This window comes from Aureimonas sp. AU12, assembly GCF_001463705.1.
In the GTDB taxonomy this organism is placed as follows: domain Bacteria; phylum Pseudomonadota; class Alphaproteobacteria; order Rhizobiales; family Rhizobiaceae; genus Aureimonas.
The window spans coordinates 83,535-98,585 of sequence record NZ_BBWH01000010.1; the positions used below are offsets into that span (position 1 = coordinate 83,535).

Sequence of the window (15,051 nt, forward strand, 5' to 3'; positions counted from 1 at the left end):
AAGTTTGTCGCCCCTAGCACAAGCCGGTGCGCCGCAACGCAAAACGGCCCCGAAGGGCCGTTTCGTCGTTCCAACTGTTGCCGGAATGTATCAGGAACCGGCGCCCGAGAGCACCGTGACGGCGCGGCGATTCTGCGACCAGCAGGAGATGTCGTCGCAAACGGCCACCGGCCGCTCCTTGCCGTAGGAGATGGTGCGCATCCGGTTCGCCGGAACGCCCTGCGAGGCCAGGAAGTCGCGCGTCGCCGCGGCGCGGCGGGCGCCGAGGGCGAGGTTGTACTCGCGCGTTCCGCGCTCGTCGGCATGGCCTTCCACGACGATCTGGTAGCGCGAATACTGGTTCAGCCACTGGGCCTGCTTGGCCAGGGTCGCTTGAGCGTCGGCGCGGATCGAGGTCGAGTCCGTGTCGAAGAAGATGCGGTCGCCGACATTGACCGTGAAGTCCTGGGTCGTGCCCGGCGCGGCCGAACCGCCGGCACCGCCGCCGCCGAGGCCACCGGCTCCGCCGAGGCCGCCGGCACCGCCAAGGCCGAGGCCCGCCGCGTTGTCCGGCAAGCCGTTGTTCTTCTTGGCGCAACCCGAGACGGCGAGCGCTGCGATAAGCGCGAGTGCGATCCGGCTATGGGCCCCTGTTGCGATGCGGCGCATGGCCGTCTCCTTCGATACTGTGAATGTTTCGTCCGCTGCGGTTTACCATGTTCAAGGTTAACGAGCGGTCAATGCGGGGGCTCGGCGTTCCGGCTTTCCCGACCCCCTGCCCTACTCGAGGGCGGGCGACCAGGCGGGATCCGAGCCGTAGTTCGGGGTGGCGACGCGCTGCTCGTTGCGGCCGGTAAGGTCGATCGAGTAGAGTTGCGGCCCGCCGCTGCCCTGCGCGTCGCGGAAGAACATCAGGACGCGCCCGTTCGGCGCCCAGGTCGGTCCCTCGTTGTGAAAGCCCGAAGTCAGGATGCGCTCGCCCGAGCCGTCCGGCTTCATCACGCCGATCTGGAACTGGCCGCCCGACTGCTTGGTGAAGGCGATGAGATCGCCGCGCGGCGACCAGACCGGCGTCGAATAGGACGCGTTGCCGAAGGAGATGCGCTGCTGACCCGAGCCATCGGCACCCATCACGTAGATCTGCGGGCGCCCGCCGCGATCGCTTTCGAAGACGATCTTCGAACCGTCCGGCGAGAAGGAGGGCGAGGTGTCGATCGCCGAGGTTGACGTCAGGCGCGTGGTGGCGCGGGAACGCAGGTCCATCGCGTAGATGTTGGCGTTGCCCTCCTGCTGAAGGCTCATCACCACCTTCTGCCCATCCGGCGAGAAGCGCGGCGCGAAGGTCATGCCGGGGAAGTTGCCGACGGTCTCGCGCTGCCCGGTCTCGAGTTGCAGGAGGTAGACGCGCGGCTCGCCCTGGCCGAAGGACATGTAGGTGACCTCCTGCCGGTTCGGCGAGAAGCGCGGCGTCAGCACGAGGTCGCCGCCCTCGGTCAGGTAGCGCACGTTGGCACCGTCCTGGTCCATGATGGCGAGGCGCTTGCGACGCTTGTCCTTCGTGCCGGTCTCGTCGACATAGACGATGCGGGTATCGAAATAGCCCTTCTCGCCCGTCAGCCGCTCGTAGATCGCATCGGCGATGATGTGGGCGACGCGGCGCCAGTTGTCGGGGCTGGCATAGAACTGTTGCCCGTCGAGCTGCTGGCCGGCATAGGTATCCCAGAGCCGGAACTCGACGCGAAGCCGCCCGTCCGCCTCGGGGGTCACGCGGCCGGTGACGAGGGCCTGTGCGTTGATCACGGTCCAGTCCTGGAAGCGCGGCGTCGCGTCGGGGCCGATGTCCTTCTGGATGAAGGCGGCCGGGTTGACGGGCGCGAAGAGGCCGGAGCGCTTGAGGTCGGCGGTCACCACCTCGATGACCTTCTGGCCGAGCGCATCGCGCGACTGGAAGGACGGCAGCGCGATCGGCAGCGGCGCGACGGTGCCCTTCGTCACGTCGACCTCGACCTCGGCGCGGGCCGGGGCGCAGACGGCAAACACTGCCGTCGTGGCTGCGAGTGCGAAGGCGAGTGTTCGGATATGGCGCTTCATGGCGGGACCTTCCCGTTCGTCGGTCGGGCTTGTCGCCCCGCCTTTGGATCGGCCGGGCACCCGTTCAGTCATTGCGATCAGGGCGGACCGACCGAAAGGGTCGGCGGAACCCTACGGAGCCCCCAAGCGACCAAGGCCGGCACGGGGCTCCGAGGGGCGGACTCCCCAAGCGAAACGCCATGGACGTTCCGCTTGGTCAAAGAATGGCGCGTCGATGGCGCCCGGGCCGGATCAGAACATCTGGCTGGGGTCGAAGTTGAACGTGACCTTCGACCAGGTGTCGTACTTCTCGGCCGGCAGATTGTAGGGCGCGCATCGGCGCACCGCGCGCACGGCCGCCTCGCCCGCCGCACGCTGCGCCGTGGAGCCGGACCCGCCGTCGAGGATCTGCGGCATGCCCTCGATCTCGCCGGAGGGGCTGAGCTGCATCGAGATCTTGACCACGAAGTTTCCGGCGTCGGCATTGCCGGCCGGCGGGTTCCAGCACTTCTCGACCTGTCCGCGCAGTGCATCCATCTCGTTCTGCGAGAGCGAACCGCCGGTGGCCTTCTGCGCGCCGAGCGACGCCGTCTGCGTCGAGCGCTTGGCACCGCCGCCGGCCGAGTCCTGCTTGTTCAGCAGCGCGGCGACGGTGTCCTCGAAGGTCTTCTCGTCGGACTTCTGCGAGTCGGCGGTCTTGGTTTCCTTCGTCTTCTCCGTCGATTTCGCCTTGTCGGGGGTCTTGGTCTTCTCGGGCGTCTTGACGGCTTCCTTCACCGGCTCGGGCTTGGGCTCGGGCGGCTTCTCGGCGACCTTCACCGGCTCGGGCGGCTTGGGCTTGGCCTGGGGCGTGGGAACGTTGCGCGGCGGCGCGGGAACTTCCGGCGGCTTCTCGGCGAGAAGCTCGGCCAGTTCGTCGATTTCGGTCGGCGGCTCGGGCGGCGTCGGTTCCTCGGGCTTGGCTTCCGCGACCTCGGGGGGCGCAGGCGTCGGCTCGGGAACGGGGGCCGGCGTCGGCTCGGGCGGCGTCGGGGTCGCAGCCGGCGGGGGCGGCGGCGGCGCTTCGGCGGCAGCGGTCTTGATGCTCTCCTGCGGCGCCTGCTTGGGCGTCGGCGGCGTCGGCAGATCGACCTTGTTGTCGCCGACGTTCTGGGCGTCGGTCGGCACGGTTTCCGGCCGCTGGGTGGGCTTGGGCGCCGAAATCGGGGCCTCGGGCGCCTTCTCGTCGCCCTGCGTCGCTTCGCTGAGGTCGGAGATCAGGGTGACCGGAAGCGCCTCGCCGCCCATTTCGAGCGGCTCGGGCGAGCCGAGCGACCACAGTCCCCAGGTGAGGACGGCGGCGTGGAGAGCGGTGGAGATGCCGACGGATTTCATGGCGCGCGCGTCAGCTTCCCGCAGTGTCCTGGGCCGTGACAAGGCCGATGTTGCGGAAGCCCGCCGCCGAGATGCGGGCCATGACCTTCATCACCGTGCCGTAGCCGGCATTGCCGTCGGCGCGCACGAAGATGCGCTCCTCGTAGCCGGCCTCGGCGATCGCCTGCAGCTGTGCGACGATCGCGTCCTCGGCCACGGGCGTGTCCTGCAGGAAGATCTCGCCGCCGGCCTGGACCGAGATGGTGATCGGCTGGGTCTTGGCGCTGAGCGACTTGGCGGCGGTCTTGGGCAGTTCGAGCGGCACGCCCACGGTCATCATCGGAGCGGCCACCATGAAGATGATGAGCAGCACCAGCATGACGTCGACCATCGGCGTCATGTTGATCTCGCTCATCGGCGCCCGGCGCTTGCCGCGCCGGCGGCGCGATCCACCGCCGGATGATGCGGCGCCCGTCGACATGCCCATGGTGAAAGTCCCTCAGATGGCCGGTCCGGCCGCTTGGTGTTCGTCGTTTCGGAATTAGCCGCGCTTTCAGCGCGCGGCGGACTTCTCGTCGATCTGGCGCGACAGGATGGAGGAAAACTCGTCGGCGAAGGCTTCGAGCCGCATGCCGAGCTTGCCGGCATCGGCCGAGAGCTTGTTGTAGGCGATGACGGCCGGAATGGCGGCGACGAGGCCGACGGCGGTGGCCAGCAGCGCCTCGGCGATGCCGGGCGCGACGACCGCAAGGCTCGTCTGCTCCGACGCGGCGATCGACTGGAACGAGGTCATGATGCCGACCACCGTGCCGAACAGGCCGATGAAGGGGGCGGCCGAACCGACCGTGGCGAGGAAGCCGAGACGCGATTCGAGATCGTCCATCTCGCGCGCCATGGTAACGTCCATGGCCTTCTCGATGCGGGTCTGCAGGCCGATCGGCGAGCGGGCGCCCTTCTCGAAGGACTTCTTCCACTCGCGCATCGCCGCCACGAAGAGCGCGCCCATGCCTGACGTCTTGCGATCCGACAGCGTGTGGTAAAGCTCCTCGAGCGACTGGCCGCTCCAGAAGTTGGTCTCGAAATTGTTGAGCTGGCGACGGAAGCGGGCGTAGCGCGCCGCCTTGTCGAAGATGATCGCCCAGGTCCAGACGGAGGCGGCGAGCAGTCCGATCATCACGAACTTGACGACGAAGCCGGCCTGCCAGAACAATCCGAGAATCGACATGTCGCTGCCATGGGCGGCAAGCGCAGTCTGGGCGACATCGTTCATTCCTCGGGTCCCTCGATCATCCTGGTGGCCCGTTCGCGAGCCGTGCAGCCACGGCCCGACCCCGCTGCGCGGCTGGTGAGCCGACGTGGCGATGCATCGATCCGGCCTCGTGCCGACTTATGGGCGTCCCACCCTTTCGCCGGACAATCCGGTGAAAGAATGGCGCGGCAAGGACTTCCGCCGCACCGCTCATCAAGCATCGTTAGGGTTAACAATTCGTTGCCAGCATGGCAGAGCCAGCCGGGCGACACGATTTTTTTGCAGTGCGGCATCGCCGCCTCGAAGCTTGGCGCGAGATCAGTCCGCCCGTTCGGGCGCGATCGGCTGCGGCTCGCTCGCTCTCGGCGCGGATGCCCCCTCCCCCAACCGGTCGGCCACCGCCTGCGGCATGCGCCGGGGCTTGCCCTCCGGCGAGATCACCGCGACCTTCACCTTGGCTTCGACGAGCACGACGCCGTCGCGCAGAATGCGCTGATCGAGCACGACGCGCGCGCCGCCCAGCAGCGCCGTGCGGGTCTCCACCACGAGCACGTCGTCGATCCCAGCCGGTCGCAGGAACTCGATCTCCATGCGCCGCACCGCGAACGCCATCGGCTCGCCGAACGCGCCCGCCATCAGCTCGCGATGGCCGATGCCGTGGAGGCGCAGGTAGTCCGTGCGGCCCCGTTCGAGGAAATGCAGGTAACGGGCGTGATAGACGACGCCGGAAAAGTCCGTGTCCTCGAAATAGACGCGCACATGGAGCGCATGGCCGAAATCGGTGAGTTGGCCTGAAAGGTCGGATGTCATCGGCGCCCTCCTACAGCATCGCCGGCGTCGGTCCAAGATCGGCAGGCACCGGGCGCGCGGCGTGGGAGCGCTTGACCCCGGCGTCGTGGGCCTCGTGGCTCGTGGCTCGTGGCTCGCCGATAGGCGCATCGCGTCGTCAGCCGTCCTCGTCCTCCGCCGTGAACAGGCTGGCCTGCGTGCCCTGATAGCTCGGCGGCACGGCGAGGCCGATGTGGCGGAAGGCGTGCTGGGTCAGCATGCGGCCGCGCGGGGTGCGCTGGATGAAGCCCTGCTGCAGGAGGTAGGGCTCGACGATGTCCTCGATCGCGTCGCGCGGCTCGGAGAGCGCGGCGGCGATGGTCTCGATGCCGACGGGACCGCCGCCGAAATTGATCGCGATGAGATCGAGATAGCGCCGGTCGAGCTGGTCGAGCCCGAGCGTGTCGACCTCGAGCCGCGTCAACGCCTCGTCGGCGATGCGCCGGTCGACGATCTCGACATCCGCCATCGTGGCGAAGTCGCGCACCCGGCGCAGCAGCCGGCCCGCGATGCGCGGGGTGCCGCGCGCCCGGCGTGCGATCTCGCGGGCGCCGTCCTCGCCCATCGGCAGGCTCATCAGCCGCGCCCCGCGCTTCACGATGTGTTCGAGCTCGGGCACGGTGTAGAAGTTCAGCCTGACGGGAATGCCGAAGCGGTCGCGCAGCGGCGTCGTCAAAAGGCCGATGCGCGTCGTCGCCGCCACCAGCGTGAACTTCGACAGGTCGATCTTCACCGAGCGCGCCGCCGGCCCCTCACCGATAATCAGGTCGAGTTGGAAATCCTCCATCGCGGGATAGAGGATCTCCTCCACGGCGGGCGAAAGGCGGTGGATCTCGTCGATGAAGAGGACGTCGCGCTCCTCCAGATTGGTCAGCAGCGCCGCGAGGTCGCCGGCCTTGGCGATCACCGGGCCCGAGGTCGAGCGGAAGTTGACGCCGAGTTCCTTGGCCATGATCTGCGCCAGCGTCGTCTTGCCAAGGCCGGGCGGGCCGACGAAGAGCACGTGATCGAGAGCCTCGCCGCGCGTCTTGGCCGCCTCGATGAAGATCTTGAGGTTGGCGCGCGCCGCCGCCTGGCCGACGAAATCGTCGAGCCGCTGCGGGCGCAGCGTCGAATCGACGTCCTCGCCGCGCTTTTCGGGGGTCAGAAGGCGGGTGGGCTGGCTCATGGCACGGGCGCTACCAGTTCGGGCCGCCCCGTGTCGAGGCGGCCGCTGTTCAGGATCGGCTGAGCGCCTTCAGGCCCAGCCGGATGAGCGTGGTCGAGGCCGCGTCCTCGCCGCCTTCGCGCACGGCCGTCGCGACAGCACCGGCCGCCTGCTCGCGCGAATAGCCGAGATTGACGAGCGCCGAGACCGCGTCGGCGATCGGCGCGGGCGCCGTGCCCTCCCCGATCTCGCGCTTCAGGCCGAAGCTCTCCTCGGATCCGGCGCCCGAAAAGGCCGGCGCCTTGTCCTTCAGTTCGGCCACGATACGGGCGGCGACCTTCGGCCCGACGCCCGGCGCGCGCGCCACCATCGCCTTGTCCTGCAGGGCGACGGCGTTGGCGAGGTCGCCCGGCGACAGGATGCCGACCACGGCGAGCGCCACCTTGGCACCGACGCCCTGAACGTTCTGCAAGAGGCGGAACCAGTCGCGCTCGGCCGCCGACGCGAAGCCGTAGAGGCGGATCATGTCCTCGCGAACATAGGTCTCGATCAGCAGCACGGCCGCTTCGCCGACACTGCCGAGGCCCGCCAGCGTGCGCGCGCCGCAGAAGGCGACGTAGCCGACGCCATGGACGTCGATCACCACATGGTCCTCGCCGATCTCGTCGACGGTGCCCTTCAACTTGCCGATCAAGGATGCGTCTCCGGCGAGAGGATATCGAGGTCGGGGAAATAGGTGCGGTAACGCCCGGCATCGCGGGTCAACAGGCGATGGCCGGCAACCAGCGCATGGGCGCCGATGAGAAAGTCCGGCAAGGTCCGCTCACGTGCTCCGCCGCGCTCGCGGTAGAGGCGATGAGCCTGCCCGGCGGGATAGGCGGCCGCGAAGGGAAAGTCCTCCTCGACGCATTCGAACGGCTGCAGCATCGCCCTGAGGAGCCGGCCGTTCGCAAAACGCTGCGTCACTTCGGCCCAGACGATCGCGTTGACGCAGATCCGACCGGCTTCTTCGGCGTCCAGCAGCATACGGGACGACCAAAGCCGCTGGTCCGGCACGGCATCGACGCCGACGAGATCGAGGATGATGTTGGAGTCAACGAGGGTCGAGATCGTCACGCGGGCCTCTCAGGGAGTCCATGAATTCATCGGTCGTCATCCCCCCGAGATCGATCGTTCCGCGCATCTGGTCGAGATGACGTTGAAGCCGCTCGCGGCGCTGTTGCGGCGTCTCGTCCAGCCGCTTGGCCACGACCTCCACCGCCTCGCCGCGTTCCACGAACTCCACCTCGCTCCCCGGCCCGATCCCGAGCTTGTCGCGGATCGGCTTGGGGATGGTGACCTGGCCCTTCTCGGTGACGCGCATCGGTAATACCTCCTCGGTATTACCTGTCACGGATAAGAGAACAGGTCAAGAACATCTAGAGGCCGGCGAAGGCGGCGCGAGCCTGCGCCGACTGCCGGTGATGGGTATGACAGATCGCGATGGCCAGCGCGTCGGCGGCGTCGTCCGTGTCGAAGGTCGCCTTCGGCATCAGCACCTTCACCATCATGTGGATCTGCTTCTTCTCGCCGTGGCCGACGCCGATCACGGCCTTCTTCACCGCGTTCGGCGCATATTCGGCAACCGGCAGGCCGGCGAGCGCGGGCACCAGCATGGCGATGCCGCGGGCCTGGCCGAGCTTCAGCGTCGCCACCGCGTCCTTATTGACGAAGGTCTGCTCCACCGCCGCCTCTTCCGGCTGGAAATTGTGGAACACCGTCTGCAGCCCGTCGTGGAGCTGGCGCAGGCGCGAGGCGAGGTCGAGCGTGTTGTCGGACGTCACCGTGCCGCTCGCGACGAAGCGCAGCGAGTTGCCGAGCGTCTCCACCACGCCCCAGCCGGTGCGGCGCAGGCCCGGATCGATACCGATGATGCGAATGGTCCGCCCCTGCAACATGTTGGTCTTCACCCATCGCTTACCCTGATGGGAGGCAGCGATAAAGACAAATCATGAACGGAGCGGAAACGAAGACGGATTGGGCGAAAGTACCCTGGCCTTCAACAAGTGGTGACGGACCTCGAACCGCCGTGTTTGCCGGCCCATTTCGCCTGCATGAACCGACCGCTCTCCCGCCTCTTCGCCGCGCTGGCCGCCGGCTTCCTCCTTCTTCCGGTCGCAGCCATGGCACAGGATCCGCCCGCCGCGCCGGTGCCGGCCGAGCTGCGCGAAGGTTCGCCACAGGTATCTCCAAGCTTCGCGGCGTCGGTCGAGCGGGCCCGATCGCTTCCCGCGCTGGAAACGCTGCTGATCGCCACCGAGGGCGAGACGCGGATCGACGAGGGCTTCCGGGGCAACCGGACGAGCACGGCGACCAACATCAAGTCCGCCTCGAAATCGGTGATCTCGGCGCTGGTCGGCATCGCCATCGACAAGGGCCTGATCGAGGGGACAGACCAGCCCATCGCCGACTTCCTGCAAGCGGACTTCCCCGCCAACCCAGACCCGCGTCTGGCGCAGGTGACGGTCGGCAACCTCCTGTCGATGCAGGCCGGGCTGGAGCGCACGTCGGGCGCCAATTACGGCGGCTGGATCTCGTCGCGCAACTGGGTGCGCGATGCGCTCGCCCGCCCCTTCGCCAGCGATCCCGGCGGGCCAATGCTCTACTCCACCGGCTCGACGCATCTCCTCTCGGCGATCCTGACGAAGGCAAGCGGGCGCTCGACGCTGGCGCTGGCACGCGACTGGCTGCGCCCGGCGGGGGTGGAGATAACGGACTGGGAGCGCGACCCGCAAGGGGTCTATCTCGGCGGCAACCAGATGGCGATGACGCCGCGCTCGCTGCTCGCCTTCGGCGAGCTTTACCGGCGCGGCGGCACGTCCACCGAGGGCACCCGCATCCTTTCGAAGGACTGGATCGATCGCTCCTGGACCCCGCGCACCACCTCGCGCTTCCACGACGGGCGCTACGGCTACGGCTGGTTCATCGACCGCTTCGCCGGCCATGACGGGGTCTACGGCTGGGGCTATGGCGGCCAGATGATCTACGTCATCCCGGACCTCGCGCTCACCGTCGCCATCACTTCGGACGAGAACCAGCCCTCGGGCCGCAGCGGCTATGTGCAGGAGCTGCACCGGCTCGTCGCCGAGACGATCGTGCCGGCGGCCGAGGCGCAGCGCACCGCCCCGCCGCCCGCGCCGCCCAAGAGCTGACGCAAGGAAGGCCGCACCGAGGATCCGGCGCGGCCTTCATCGTTTCGATCGTTCAAGGGTTGATCAGGCGGCCGAGAGCTTGGCCATCGTCTCTTCGTCGACCTCGAAGTTGGCATAGACGTTCTGCACGTCGTCGTCGTCGTCGAGATTGCCGATGAGGCGCAGCACGCTCTGCGCCTTGTCCTCGTCCACCGGCGTGCCCGTCTGCGGGCGCCAGATCGTCTTGACGCTCTCGGCCTCGCCGAGGCTCGTTTCCAGCGCCGCCGCGACCTCGCCGAGATCCTCGAAGGCGGTGATGATGCGATGACCGTCCTCGTCGGACTGGACGTCGTCGGCGCCCGCCTCGATCGCCGCTTCCATCACCTTGTCGGCGTCGCCGACTTTGGCGGGATAGGTGATCTCGCCGACATGGTCGAACATGAACGACACCGACCCGGTCTCGCCCATCGCCCCGCCGGCCTTGGTGAAGTAGGAGCGCACGTTCGAGGCCGTGCGGTTGCGGTTGTCGGTCAGCGCCTCGACGATGACCGCGACGCCGCCGGGACCGTAGCCCTCGTAGCGGACCTCGTCGTAGTTCTCGGCGTCGGCGCCCGACGCCTTCTTGATGGCGCGGTCGATGTTGTCCTTGGGCATCGACTGCGCCTTGGCATTGGCGATGGCGAGGCGCAGGCGCGAGTTCATCGCGGGATCGGGCAGGCCGGCCTTGGCCGCCACCAGGATCTCGCGGGCGAGCTTGGAGAACATCTTCGAGCGCACCGCGTCCTGCCGGCCCTTGCGATGCATGATGTTCTTGAATTGGCTATGACCGGCCATCCGTCACCTTCTCGTCGTCAATCGGGATGGCCGTCCTATAAAATCTTCGGGCCTGCGCGTCCAGCAAGCGCCATGACGCGCTGCGGGCGAAGCGATGACGCGAATATGAGTTGGCCGCCCGTTCCCGCCCGATAGTCTGCCTTCCATGGCAACGGCGAGGGGAACGCGGATGCTCGGACGAACCCTGGGTCTGGGAAGTTTGGCTGTTCTCGTGGCCTTCGGGTCCGGCACCACATCAGCGGTGGCGCAGGACCGACGGGCGGTGCCCTCCACCTGCCTCGCCATCGCCGAGACGCTGCCGAAGGCGCGCTTCGCCGCCTTCACCGATCGCAGTCGGCCGCCGGTCTGGAACGCGGCGTTGACCCGCGACGAGGTGGAGATCACCTATATCCATCACTCGACCTACCTGATCGAGAGCGCCGGCGGCGTTCGCATCGCGACCGACTTTTCCGGCCTGTCCGGGCCGGGCGACCCGCCGGACATCGTGACGATGAACCATGCCCACTCGACCCACTACACCGACTTTCCCGACCCGGCGATCCCGCATGTGCTGCACGGCTGGAACCCGTCCGGCGGCCCGGCGCGCCATGCGCTGGAGGTCGACGACGTCTTCGTGCGCAACGTTCCAACCGACATCAACCGCTTCGGCACGTTCGAGGCCGACGGCAATTCGATCTTCGTCTTCGAGGTCGCGGGGCTTTGCATCGGCCATCTCGGCCACCTGCACCACCAGCTGACCGAAGAGGACTACGCAGCGATCGGCCGGCTCGACGTGTTGATGGTGCCGGTGGACGGGTCGTGGACGATGAGCCAGTCCGGCATGGGCGAGATCGCCGAGCGCCTGCACTCGTCGGTGGTGCTGCCGATGCATCGCTTCCGCACGCCGATCGAGCGCTTTCTGCAGCAGATCCCCGAATTTGCGGTCGAGCGCCGCCCCTCGGCCTCGATCACCCTGTCGATGCGCACCTTGCCGCGCAACCCGACCGTGATTCTCCTCGACGGGGTTTGAGCGCCGTTCAGGCGATCGAGCCCTCCTCGTCGTCCGAGGGATCGTCGTCGTCGCCGTCGTCTCCCTCAACGATCGCGACGAGGATCTCGCGCTCCTCGTCGTCGTCGAGCTGGAACAGCGAGGAGGTGCGCAAGGCCGGATGCGGGCCGAGGCCCCGATAGATCGGGGGCGCCGAGGTGAGAAAGGAAGCAAACGCGACGCCGATCGCGAAGAGGTGCAACCGGATCTTCGCCATCTGCCCTCCCTCGCCGGCCCGCGGCTCTGCCCGACCTGTGGGCTGCGACAGGAGAGCACGGGAATGGGGCGGCTTTCCGCCGCCCCGCCGGCGCCTACCAGAAGCTTGGCACCACCGGCTCCAGCCGGGGCCCGATGCGAACGGCCGAGACCTTTTCGGCCAGCCCGGTGCGGTCGGAGATCTCGACCGCCAGACCGCAGATCGTCGCCGGCCCCTGCGCCGCCTCGAAGCGGCCGCGCGGCACGCGGGTGAGGAAGCGGTTGAGCGGCTCCTCCTTTTCCATGCCGAGCGAGCTGTCGTAGTCGCCGCACATGCCGGCATCCGACTGGTAGGCCGTGCCGCCGGGCAGGATCTGGTGGTCGGCCGTCGGCACGTGGGTGTGCGTGCCGACGACCACGGAGGCCCGCCCGTCGAGGAAGTGCCCGACGCACTGCTTCTCGCTCGTCGCCTCGGCATGGAAGTCGACGATCACCGCGTCGGCCTGCTCGCCGAGCGGGCAGGCCGAGACGATGTCGCCGATGGCGCGGAAGGGGTCGTCGAGTTCGGGATGCATGAAGGCGCGGCCCATGACGTTGGCAACGAGCACCCGCGCGCCGTTCTTCGCTTCGAACAGGCCGGAGCCGCGGCCGGGCGTGCCCGGCGGGTAGTTGGCGGGGCGCAGGAACCGGTCGTGGCGCGAGGCGAAGGTCAGCGCCTCGCGCTGGTCGAAGACGTGGTTGCCGGTGGTCACGACATCGGCGCCGGCCGCGACCGTCGTCTCGAAGATGTCTTCGGTGATGCCGAAGCCGCCGGCCGCGTTCTCGCCGTTGACCACCACGAAGTCGAGCCGCCAGTCTTCGACGAGGCCCGGCAGGCGCTCGAACACCGCGGTGCGCCCGGTGCGCCCGACCATGTCGCCCAGAAACAGGAACCTCATGCCGCGAGTGCGGCCTTGGCCGCCTTCAGCTTGGCGAGCGCCCGCACCACGGCCTCTCGCTCGCCCACGCGGTCCACCCAGTCCGACAGCGCGGGAAAGCGCGCGCGGGCGTCGAGATCCTTGAGGCCGGACACGGCCCAGGAATAGTTCATCATGTCGGCGATCGAATAGTCGCCGGCCAGATAGTCGGTGTCCTTGAGGCGGGTGTCGAGGACGCCGAGGAGGCGGGCCGATTCCTTCTCGAACCGCTGGATGGCGAAGTCGCTGCGCTCGGAGGCGTTCTTGAAATAGTGGATCTGCCCGATCATCGGCCCGGTGCCGCCGGCCTGGAAGAACATCCAGGCGAAGGTCTCGGCCCGCGCCGCGCCGGAGCGAGCGAGGAACCGGCCGCTCTTCTCGGCGAGATGGACGAGGATGGCACCGGACTCGAAGACCCGCGTCTCCTCGTCGCCCTCGCGGTCGAGGATCGCGGGGATCCGCCCGTTCGGGTTGATCGCAAGAAAGTCGGATTCCTTCTGTTTGCCGGTGGAGATATCCAGAAGGCGCAAGTCGTAGTCCAGCCCGCACTCCTCCAGCATGATGACCGGCTTCTCGCCGTTCGGGGTGGTCCAGGTGGTGAGCTCGATCACGATGCGACTCCGATGACGATGATCCCTGCCTCGCGAAGTAGCGCGCCGGGCCGATAAAGACGACGCCCGATCCGATGGGCGCAGAGGAATATCCCGTGACCACGAAGATCCTGCCCGGCGCTCTCGTCGCAGCGCTGCTCCTTTCGGCCTGCGCCTCCAAGCCGGTGGACACCTCGCTCGTTGCTCCGCTGGCGATCGATCGCGGCCCGGCGCTCGCCGCCGTCAACGCCTTTCGCGCCGAGAACGGGTTGAAGCCGCTCACCGTCAACGAGAAGCTGATGCAGGCGGCGGCGTGGCAGTCCTCGGCCATGGCGACGCGCGACCGGATGGACCACGAGGTCGCCGGCGCCCTGCCGGGCCGCGTCGCCCAGTTCGGCTACGCTTGGGGCACGGTGGCCGAGAACATCGCCAAATCCTACAAGGATTACGACGCCGCCATGGTGGCGTGGATCCACTCGCCGGGGCACCGGCGCAACCTCCTTGACCCCCGCGTCACCGAGATCGGTTTTGCCGGCGAGCGGCTGAAGGCGGGCGGCGCGCCCTACTGGACGCAGATCTTCGCCTCGCCCTCGCGCCGCGTCAGCGCCGCTCCGGCTCAGAAGCCGATGCGCTGGGGGCCAGAACTTCGCTTTCCGTGATCACGAGATCGAGGCGGCGGTCCTGCGCGTCGGTCGGCACGGCCGGTGCCTCCTGCGCAGCGAAGGCGAGGCCCACCGTCACAAGCCGGGGATGGATGAGCGACAGGCGCGCGATGGCGCGGTCGTAAAAGCCCTTGCCATAGCCGATGCGCGCGCGCTTCCGGTCGAAGGCGAGCATCGGCACGAGCATGATGGCGGGGTCGAGCTTTGCTGCCCCCTCGCCCGGCGCATGGGTTCCGAAGCCCTGCGGCTCCAGGACGCCGTCGCGCAGCAACTCGCGAAACTCAAGGTCGCCCGCGACAATGGCGGGCACCGCGAGCCGCGCCCGGCGATCGGCCAGCGCAGCCATCAGCGGGCGGGGATCGACCTCCGAGCCGATCGGCAGATAGGCCGAGATCACCGTGCCGGCGTCGAAGGCGAGCACCGCCAGCGCATGTTCGGCCATGGCGAACGAGGCCTCGATCCGCCGCGCGGTGGGGAGTGCGTCGCGCCGCGCCTTCGCCTCGCGCCGCAAGGCCGCCTTGCGTTCGCCGATCCCGTCCGTCGTCATGTCCGAAGCCCTCCTGATCCCGCGATCGCCGAAGAGCGTTCGTGACCGACCTGAGGGATCCCATACAAAAGGAATTCGGAATACAGCTTTCGGGAACCCTCAAGGCGGATCATGGTCGCGTCTGTGCCGTGACGGCGCATGCCGGCCGCTGCACGTCGACGCGGCAACGGACTTTGGTGCCCTGTCATATTGAACGCATGGGGAGGAGTGACGAGCCACCTCGGCCGATGAGAAAGTTGATCCCGGGAACCTACAGAGTAGGTGGGCGCCGTGTGCCCCAGCCCACGGGCCGAAGCAGGGACAGCTCCCTAGGGGATGCGTAAGGCCCCGGGGAATGTGTTATCCCTGTCGCACCGTGCAGCCCGTCGAGGCCAGATATAGGCCGTGCCGCGCCGGAGTGCCAGTGACGATCCGCCCTTCGTCCGCGCTCTTTTCGCGCCGACG

19 protein-coding genes and 1 other RNA gene are annotated in these 15,051 nt (G+C 68.2%); 3 read left to right on the forward strand and 17 right to left on the reverse strand.

Features of this window, described 5'->3' with window-relative positions; translation table 11 throughout:
- Positions 1-90 precede the first annotated feature (90 nt).
- The 11 genes from pal to ruvC form a co-directional block, all read right to left on the reverse strand.
- Positions 91-648, reverse strand: a complete 558-nt coding sequence (gene pal, locus AUL33_RS04695) for a peptidoglycan-associated lipoprotein Pal (protein ID WP_062204422.1) — start codon at positions 646-648, stop codon at positions 91-93.
- Between the two features lie 111 nt (positions 649-759).
- The gene (gene tolB / locus AUL33_RS04700; RefSeq protein ID WP_062204425.1) at positions 760-2,070 is read right to left on the reverse strand and encodes a Tol-Pal system beta propeller repeat protein TolB; all 1,311 of its coding nucleotides are present in this window, start codon (positions 2,068-2,070) and stop codon (positions 760-762) included.
- Between the two features lie 231 nt (positions 2,071-2,301).
- A complete protein-coding gene (locus tag AUL33_RS04705) occupies positions 2,302-3,423 on the reverse strand; it encodes a cell envelope integrity protein TolA (RefSeq protein WP_062204428.1) in 1,122 nt (373 codons plus the stop codon).
- Between the two features lie 10 nt (positions 3,424-3,433).
- Entirely contained in the window at positions 3,434-3,889 is a 456-nt protein-coding gene (tolR, locus tag AUL33_RS04710; protein ID WP_062204431.1) for a protein TolR, read from the reverse strand.
- A gap of 66 nt (positions 3,890-3,955) precedes the next feature.
- On the reverse strand, positions 3,956-4,672 hold the full coding sequence (tolQ, locus tag AUL33_RS04715) for a protein TolQ (RefSeq protein WP_062204435.1): 717 nt from the start codon (positions 4,670-4,672) through the stop codon (positions 3,956-3,958).
- A gap of 297 nt (positions 4,673-4,969) precedes the next feature.
- Entirely contained in the window at positions 4,970-5,461 is a 492-nt protein-coding gene (ybgC, locus tag AUL33_RS04720) for a tol-pal system-associated acyl-CoA thioesterase (protein WP_062204438.1), read from the reverse strand.
- Positions 5,462-5,597: 136 nt separating this feature from the next.
- A complete protein-coding gene (gene ruvB / locus AUL33_RS04725) occupies positions 5,598-6,647 on the reverse strand; it encodes a Holliday junction branch migration DNA helicase RuvB (RefSeq protein WP_062204441.1) in 1,050 nt (349 codons plus the stop codon).
- A 49-nt stretch (positions 6,648-6,696) separates the two neighbouring features.
- Positions 6,697-7,320 carry a Holliday junction branch migration protein RuvA gene (gene ruvA / locus AUL33_RS04730; protein ID WP_062204444.1) on the reverse strand — a complete coding sequence of 208 codons (624 nt, stop codon included), beginning with the start codon at positions 7,318-7,320 and terminating at the stop codon, positions 6,697-6,699.
- Positions 7,317-7,742, reverse strand: a complete 426-nt coding sequence (locus tag AUL33_RS04735) for a type II toxin-antitoxin system VapC family toxin (RefSeq protein WP_062204445.1) — start codon at positions 7,740-7,742, stop codon at positions 7,317-7,319. Before AUL33_RS04735 ends, ruvA begins: the two co-directional genes overlap by 4 nt.
- Positions 7,720-7,989 carry an AbrB/MazE/SpoVT family DNA-binding domain-containing protein gene (locus AUL33_RS04740; protein WP_062204448.1) on the reverse strand — a complete coding sequence of 90 codons (270 nt, stop codon included), beginning with the start codon at positions 7,987-7,989 and terminating at the stop codon, positions 7,720-7,722. The genes AUL33_RS04735 and AUL33_RS04740 overlap by 23 nt, the downstream gene beginning before the upstream one ends.
- A gap of 55 nt (positions 7,990-8,044) precedes the next feature.
- The gene (gene ruvC, locus AUL33_RS04745) at positions 8,045-8,563 is read right to left on the reverse strand and encodes a crossover junction endodeoxyribonuclease RuvC (RefSeq protein WP_062204452.1); all 519 of its coding nucleotides are present in this window, start codon (positions 8,561-8,563) and stop codon (positions 8,045-8,047) included.
- Between the two features lie 156 nt (positions 8,564-8,719).
- Here ruvC and AUL33_RS04750 point away from each other — a divergent pair, with 156 nt between their 5' ends.
- Positions 8,720-9,817, forward strand: coding sequence for a serine hydrolase (locus AUL33_RS04750; RefSeq protein ID WP_062204617.1), 1,098 nt, complete (start codon positions 8,720-8,722; stop codon positions 9,815-9,817).
- A 63-nt stretch (positions 9,818-9,880) separates the two neighbouring features.
- On the opposite strand, the gene AUL33_RS04755 is transcribed toward AUL33_RS04750, so the two are convergent.
- On the reverse strand, positions 9,881-10,630 hold the full coding sequence (locus tag AUL33_RS04755) for a YebC/PmpR family DNA-binding transcriptional regulator (protein WP_062204455.1): 750 nt from the start codon (positions 10,628-10,630) through the stop codon (positions 9,881-9,883).
- A 169-nt stretch (positions 10,631-10,799) separates the two neighbouring features.
- Between AUL33_RS04755 and AUL33_RS04760 the strand changes: the two genes are divergently transcribed.
- On the forward strand, positions 10,800-11,639 hold the full coding sequence (locus AUL33_RS04760; protein ID WP_062204458.1) for an MBL fold metallo-hydrolase: 840 nt from the start codon (positions 10,800-10,802) through the stop codon (positions 11,637-11,639).
- A 7-nt stretch (positions 11,640-11,646) separates the two neighbouring features.
- Here the strand turns inward: AUL33_RS04760 and AUL33_RS04765 are convergent, their stop codons facing one another.
- From AUL33_RS04765 to AUL33_RS04775, 3 genes are all read right to left on the reverse strand, one after another.
- Positions 11,647-11,874 carry a hypothetical protein gene (locus AUL33_RS04765; RefSeq protein WP_062204461.1) on the reverse strand — a complete coding sequence of 76 codons (228 nt, stop codon included), beginning with the start codon at positions 11,872-11,874 and terminating at the stop codon, positions 11,647-11,649.
- A gap of 94 nt (positions 11,875-11,968) precedes the next feature.
- A complete protein-coding gene (locus AUL33_RS04770; RefSeq protein ID WP_062204464.1) occupies positions 11,969-12,790 on the reverse strand; it encodes a TIGR00282 family metallophosphoesterase in 822 nt (273 codons plus the stop codon).
- Positions 12,787-13,419, reverse strand: coding sequence for a glutathione binding-like protein (locus tag AUL33_RS04775; RefSeq protein WP_062204467.1), 633 nt, complete (start codon positions 13,417-13,419; stop codon positions 12,787-12,789). The genes AUL33_RS04770 and AUL33_RS04775 overlap by 4 nt, the downstream gene beginning before the upstream one ends.
- 95 nt (positions 13,420-13,514) lie before the next feature.
- On the opposite strand from AUL33_RS04775, the gene AUL33_RS04780 reads away from it, so the two are divergent.
- Positions 13,515-14,057: a CAP domain-containing protein gene (locus tag AUL33_RS04780; protein WP_192843137.1), complete on the forward strand. Its 543-nt coding sequence runs from the start codon at positions 13,515-13,517 to the stop codon at positions 14,055-14,057.
- Here AUL33_RS04780 and AUL33_RS04785 read toward each other — a convergent pair.
- Together AUL33_RS04785 and ssrS are read right to left on the reverse strand one after the other, a co-directional pair.
- Positions 13,999-14,607 (reverse strand): 5-formyltetrahydrofolate cyclo-ligase, encoded by a 609-nt coding sequence (locus AUL33_RS04785; RefSeq protein WP_062204474.1) that lies wholly within the window; start codon positions 14,605-14,607, stop codon positions 13,999-14,001. The genes AUL33_RS04780 and AUL33_RS04785 overlap by 59 nt on opposite strands.
- A gap of 208 nt (positions 14,608-14,815) precedes the next feature.
- A non-coding RNA gene (ssrS, locus tag AUL33_RS04790) (6S RNA) lies at positions 14,816-14,974 on the reverse strand.
- Between the last annotated feature and the right edge of the window lie 77 nt (positions 14,975-15,051).

Excerpts from the sequence above, each read along its gene's own strand:
- pal (WP_062204422.1), bottom strand. The coding sequence starts at position 648 with ATGCGCCGCATCGCAACAGGGGCCCATAGCCGGATCGCACTCGCGCTT.
- tolB (WP_062204425.1), bottom strand. The coding sequence starts at position 2,070 with ATGAAGCGCCATATCCGAACACTCGCCTTCGCACTCGCAGCCACGACG.
- AUL33_RS04705 (WP_062204428.1), bottom strand. The coding sequence starts at position 3,423 with ATGAAATCCGTCGGCATCTCCACCGCTCTCCACGCCGCCGTCCTCACC.
- tolR (WP_062204431.1), bottom strand. The coding sequence starts at position 3,889 with ATGGGCATGTCGACGGGCGCCGCATCATCCGGCGGTGGATCGCGCCGC.
- tolQ (WP_062204435.1), bottom strand. The coding sequence starts at position 4,672 with ATGAACGATGTCGCCCAGACTGCGCTTGCCGCCCATGGCAGCGACATG.
- ybgC (WP_062204438.1), bottom strand. The coding sequence starts at position 5,461 with ATGACATCCGACCTTTCAGGCCAACTCACCGATTTCGGCCATGCGCTC.
- ruvB (WP_062204441.1), bottom strand. The coding sequence starts at position 6,647 with ATGAGCCAGCCCACCCGCCTTCTGACCCCCGAAAAGCGCGGCGAGGAC.
- AUL33_RS04740 (WP_062204448.1), bottom strand. The coding sequence starts at position 7,989 with ATGCGCGTCACCGAGAAGGGCCAGGTCACCATCCCCAAGCCGATCCGC.
- ruvC (WP_062204452.1), bottom strand. The coding sequence starts at position 8,563 with ATGTTGCAGGGGCGGACCATTCGCATCATCGGTATCGATCCGGGCCTG.
- AUL33_RS04750 (WP_062204617.1), top strand. The coding sequence starts at position 8,720 with ATGAACCGACCGCTCTCCCGCCTCTTCGCCGCGCTGGCCGCCGGCTTC.
- AUL33_RS04755 (WP_062204455.1), bottom strand. The coding sequence starts at position 10,630 with ATGGCCGGTCATAGCCAATTCAAGAACATCATGCATCGCAAGGGCCGG.
- AUL33_RS04760 (WP_062204458.1), top strand. The coding sequence starts at position 10,800 with ATGCTCGGACGAACCCTGGGTCTGGGAAGTTTGGCTGTTCTCGTGGCC.
- AUL33_RS04765 (WP_062204461.1), bottom strand. The coding sequence starts at position 11,874 with ATGGCGAAGATCCGGTTGCACCTCTTCGCGATCGGCGTCGCGTTTGCT.
- AUL33_RS04770 (WP_062204464.1), bottom strand. The coding sequence starts at position 12,790 with ATGAGGTTCCTGTTTCTGGGCGACATGGTCGGGCGCACCGGGCGCACC.
- AUL33_RS04785 (WP_062204474.1), bottom strand. The coding sequence starts at position 14,607 with ATGACGACGGACGGGATCGGCGAACGCAAGGCGGCCTTGCGGCGCGAG.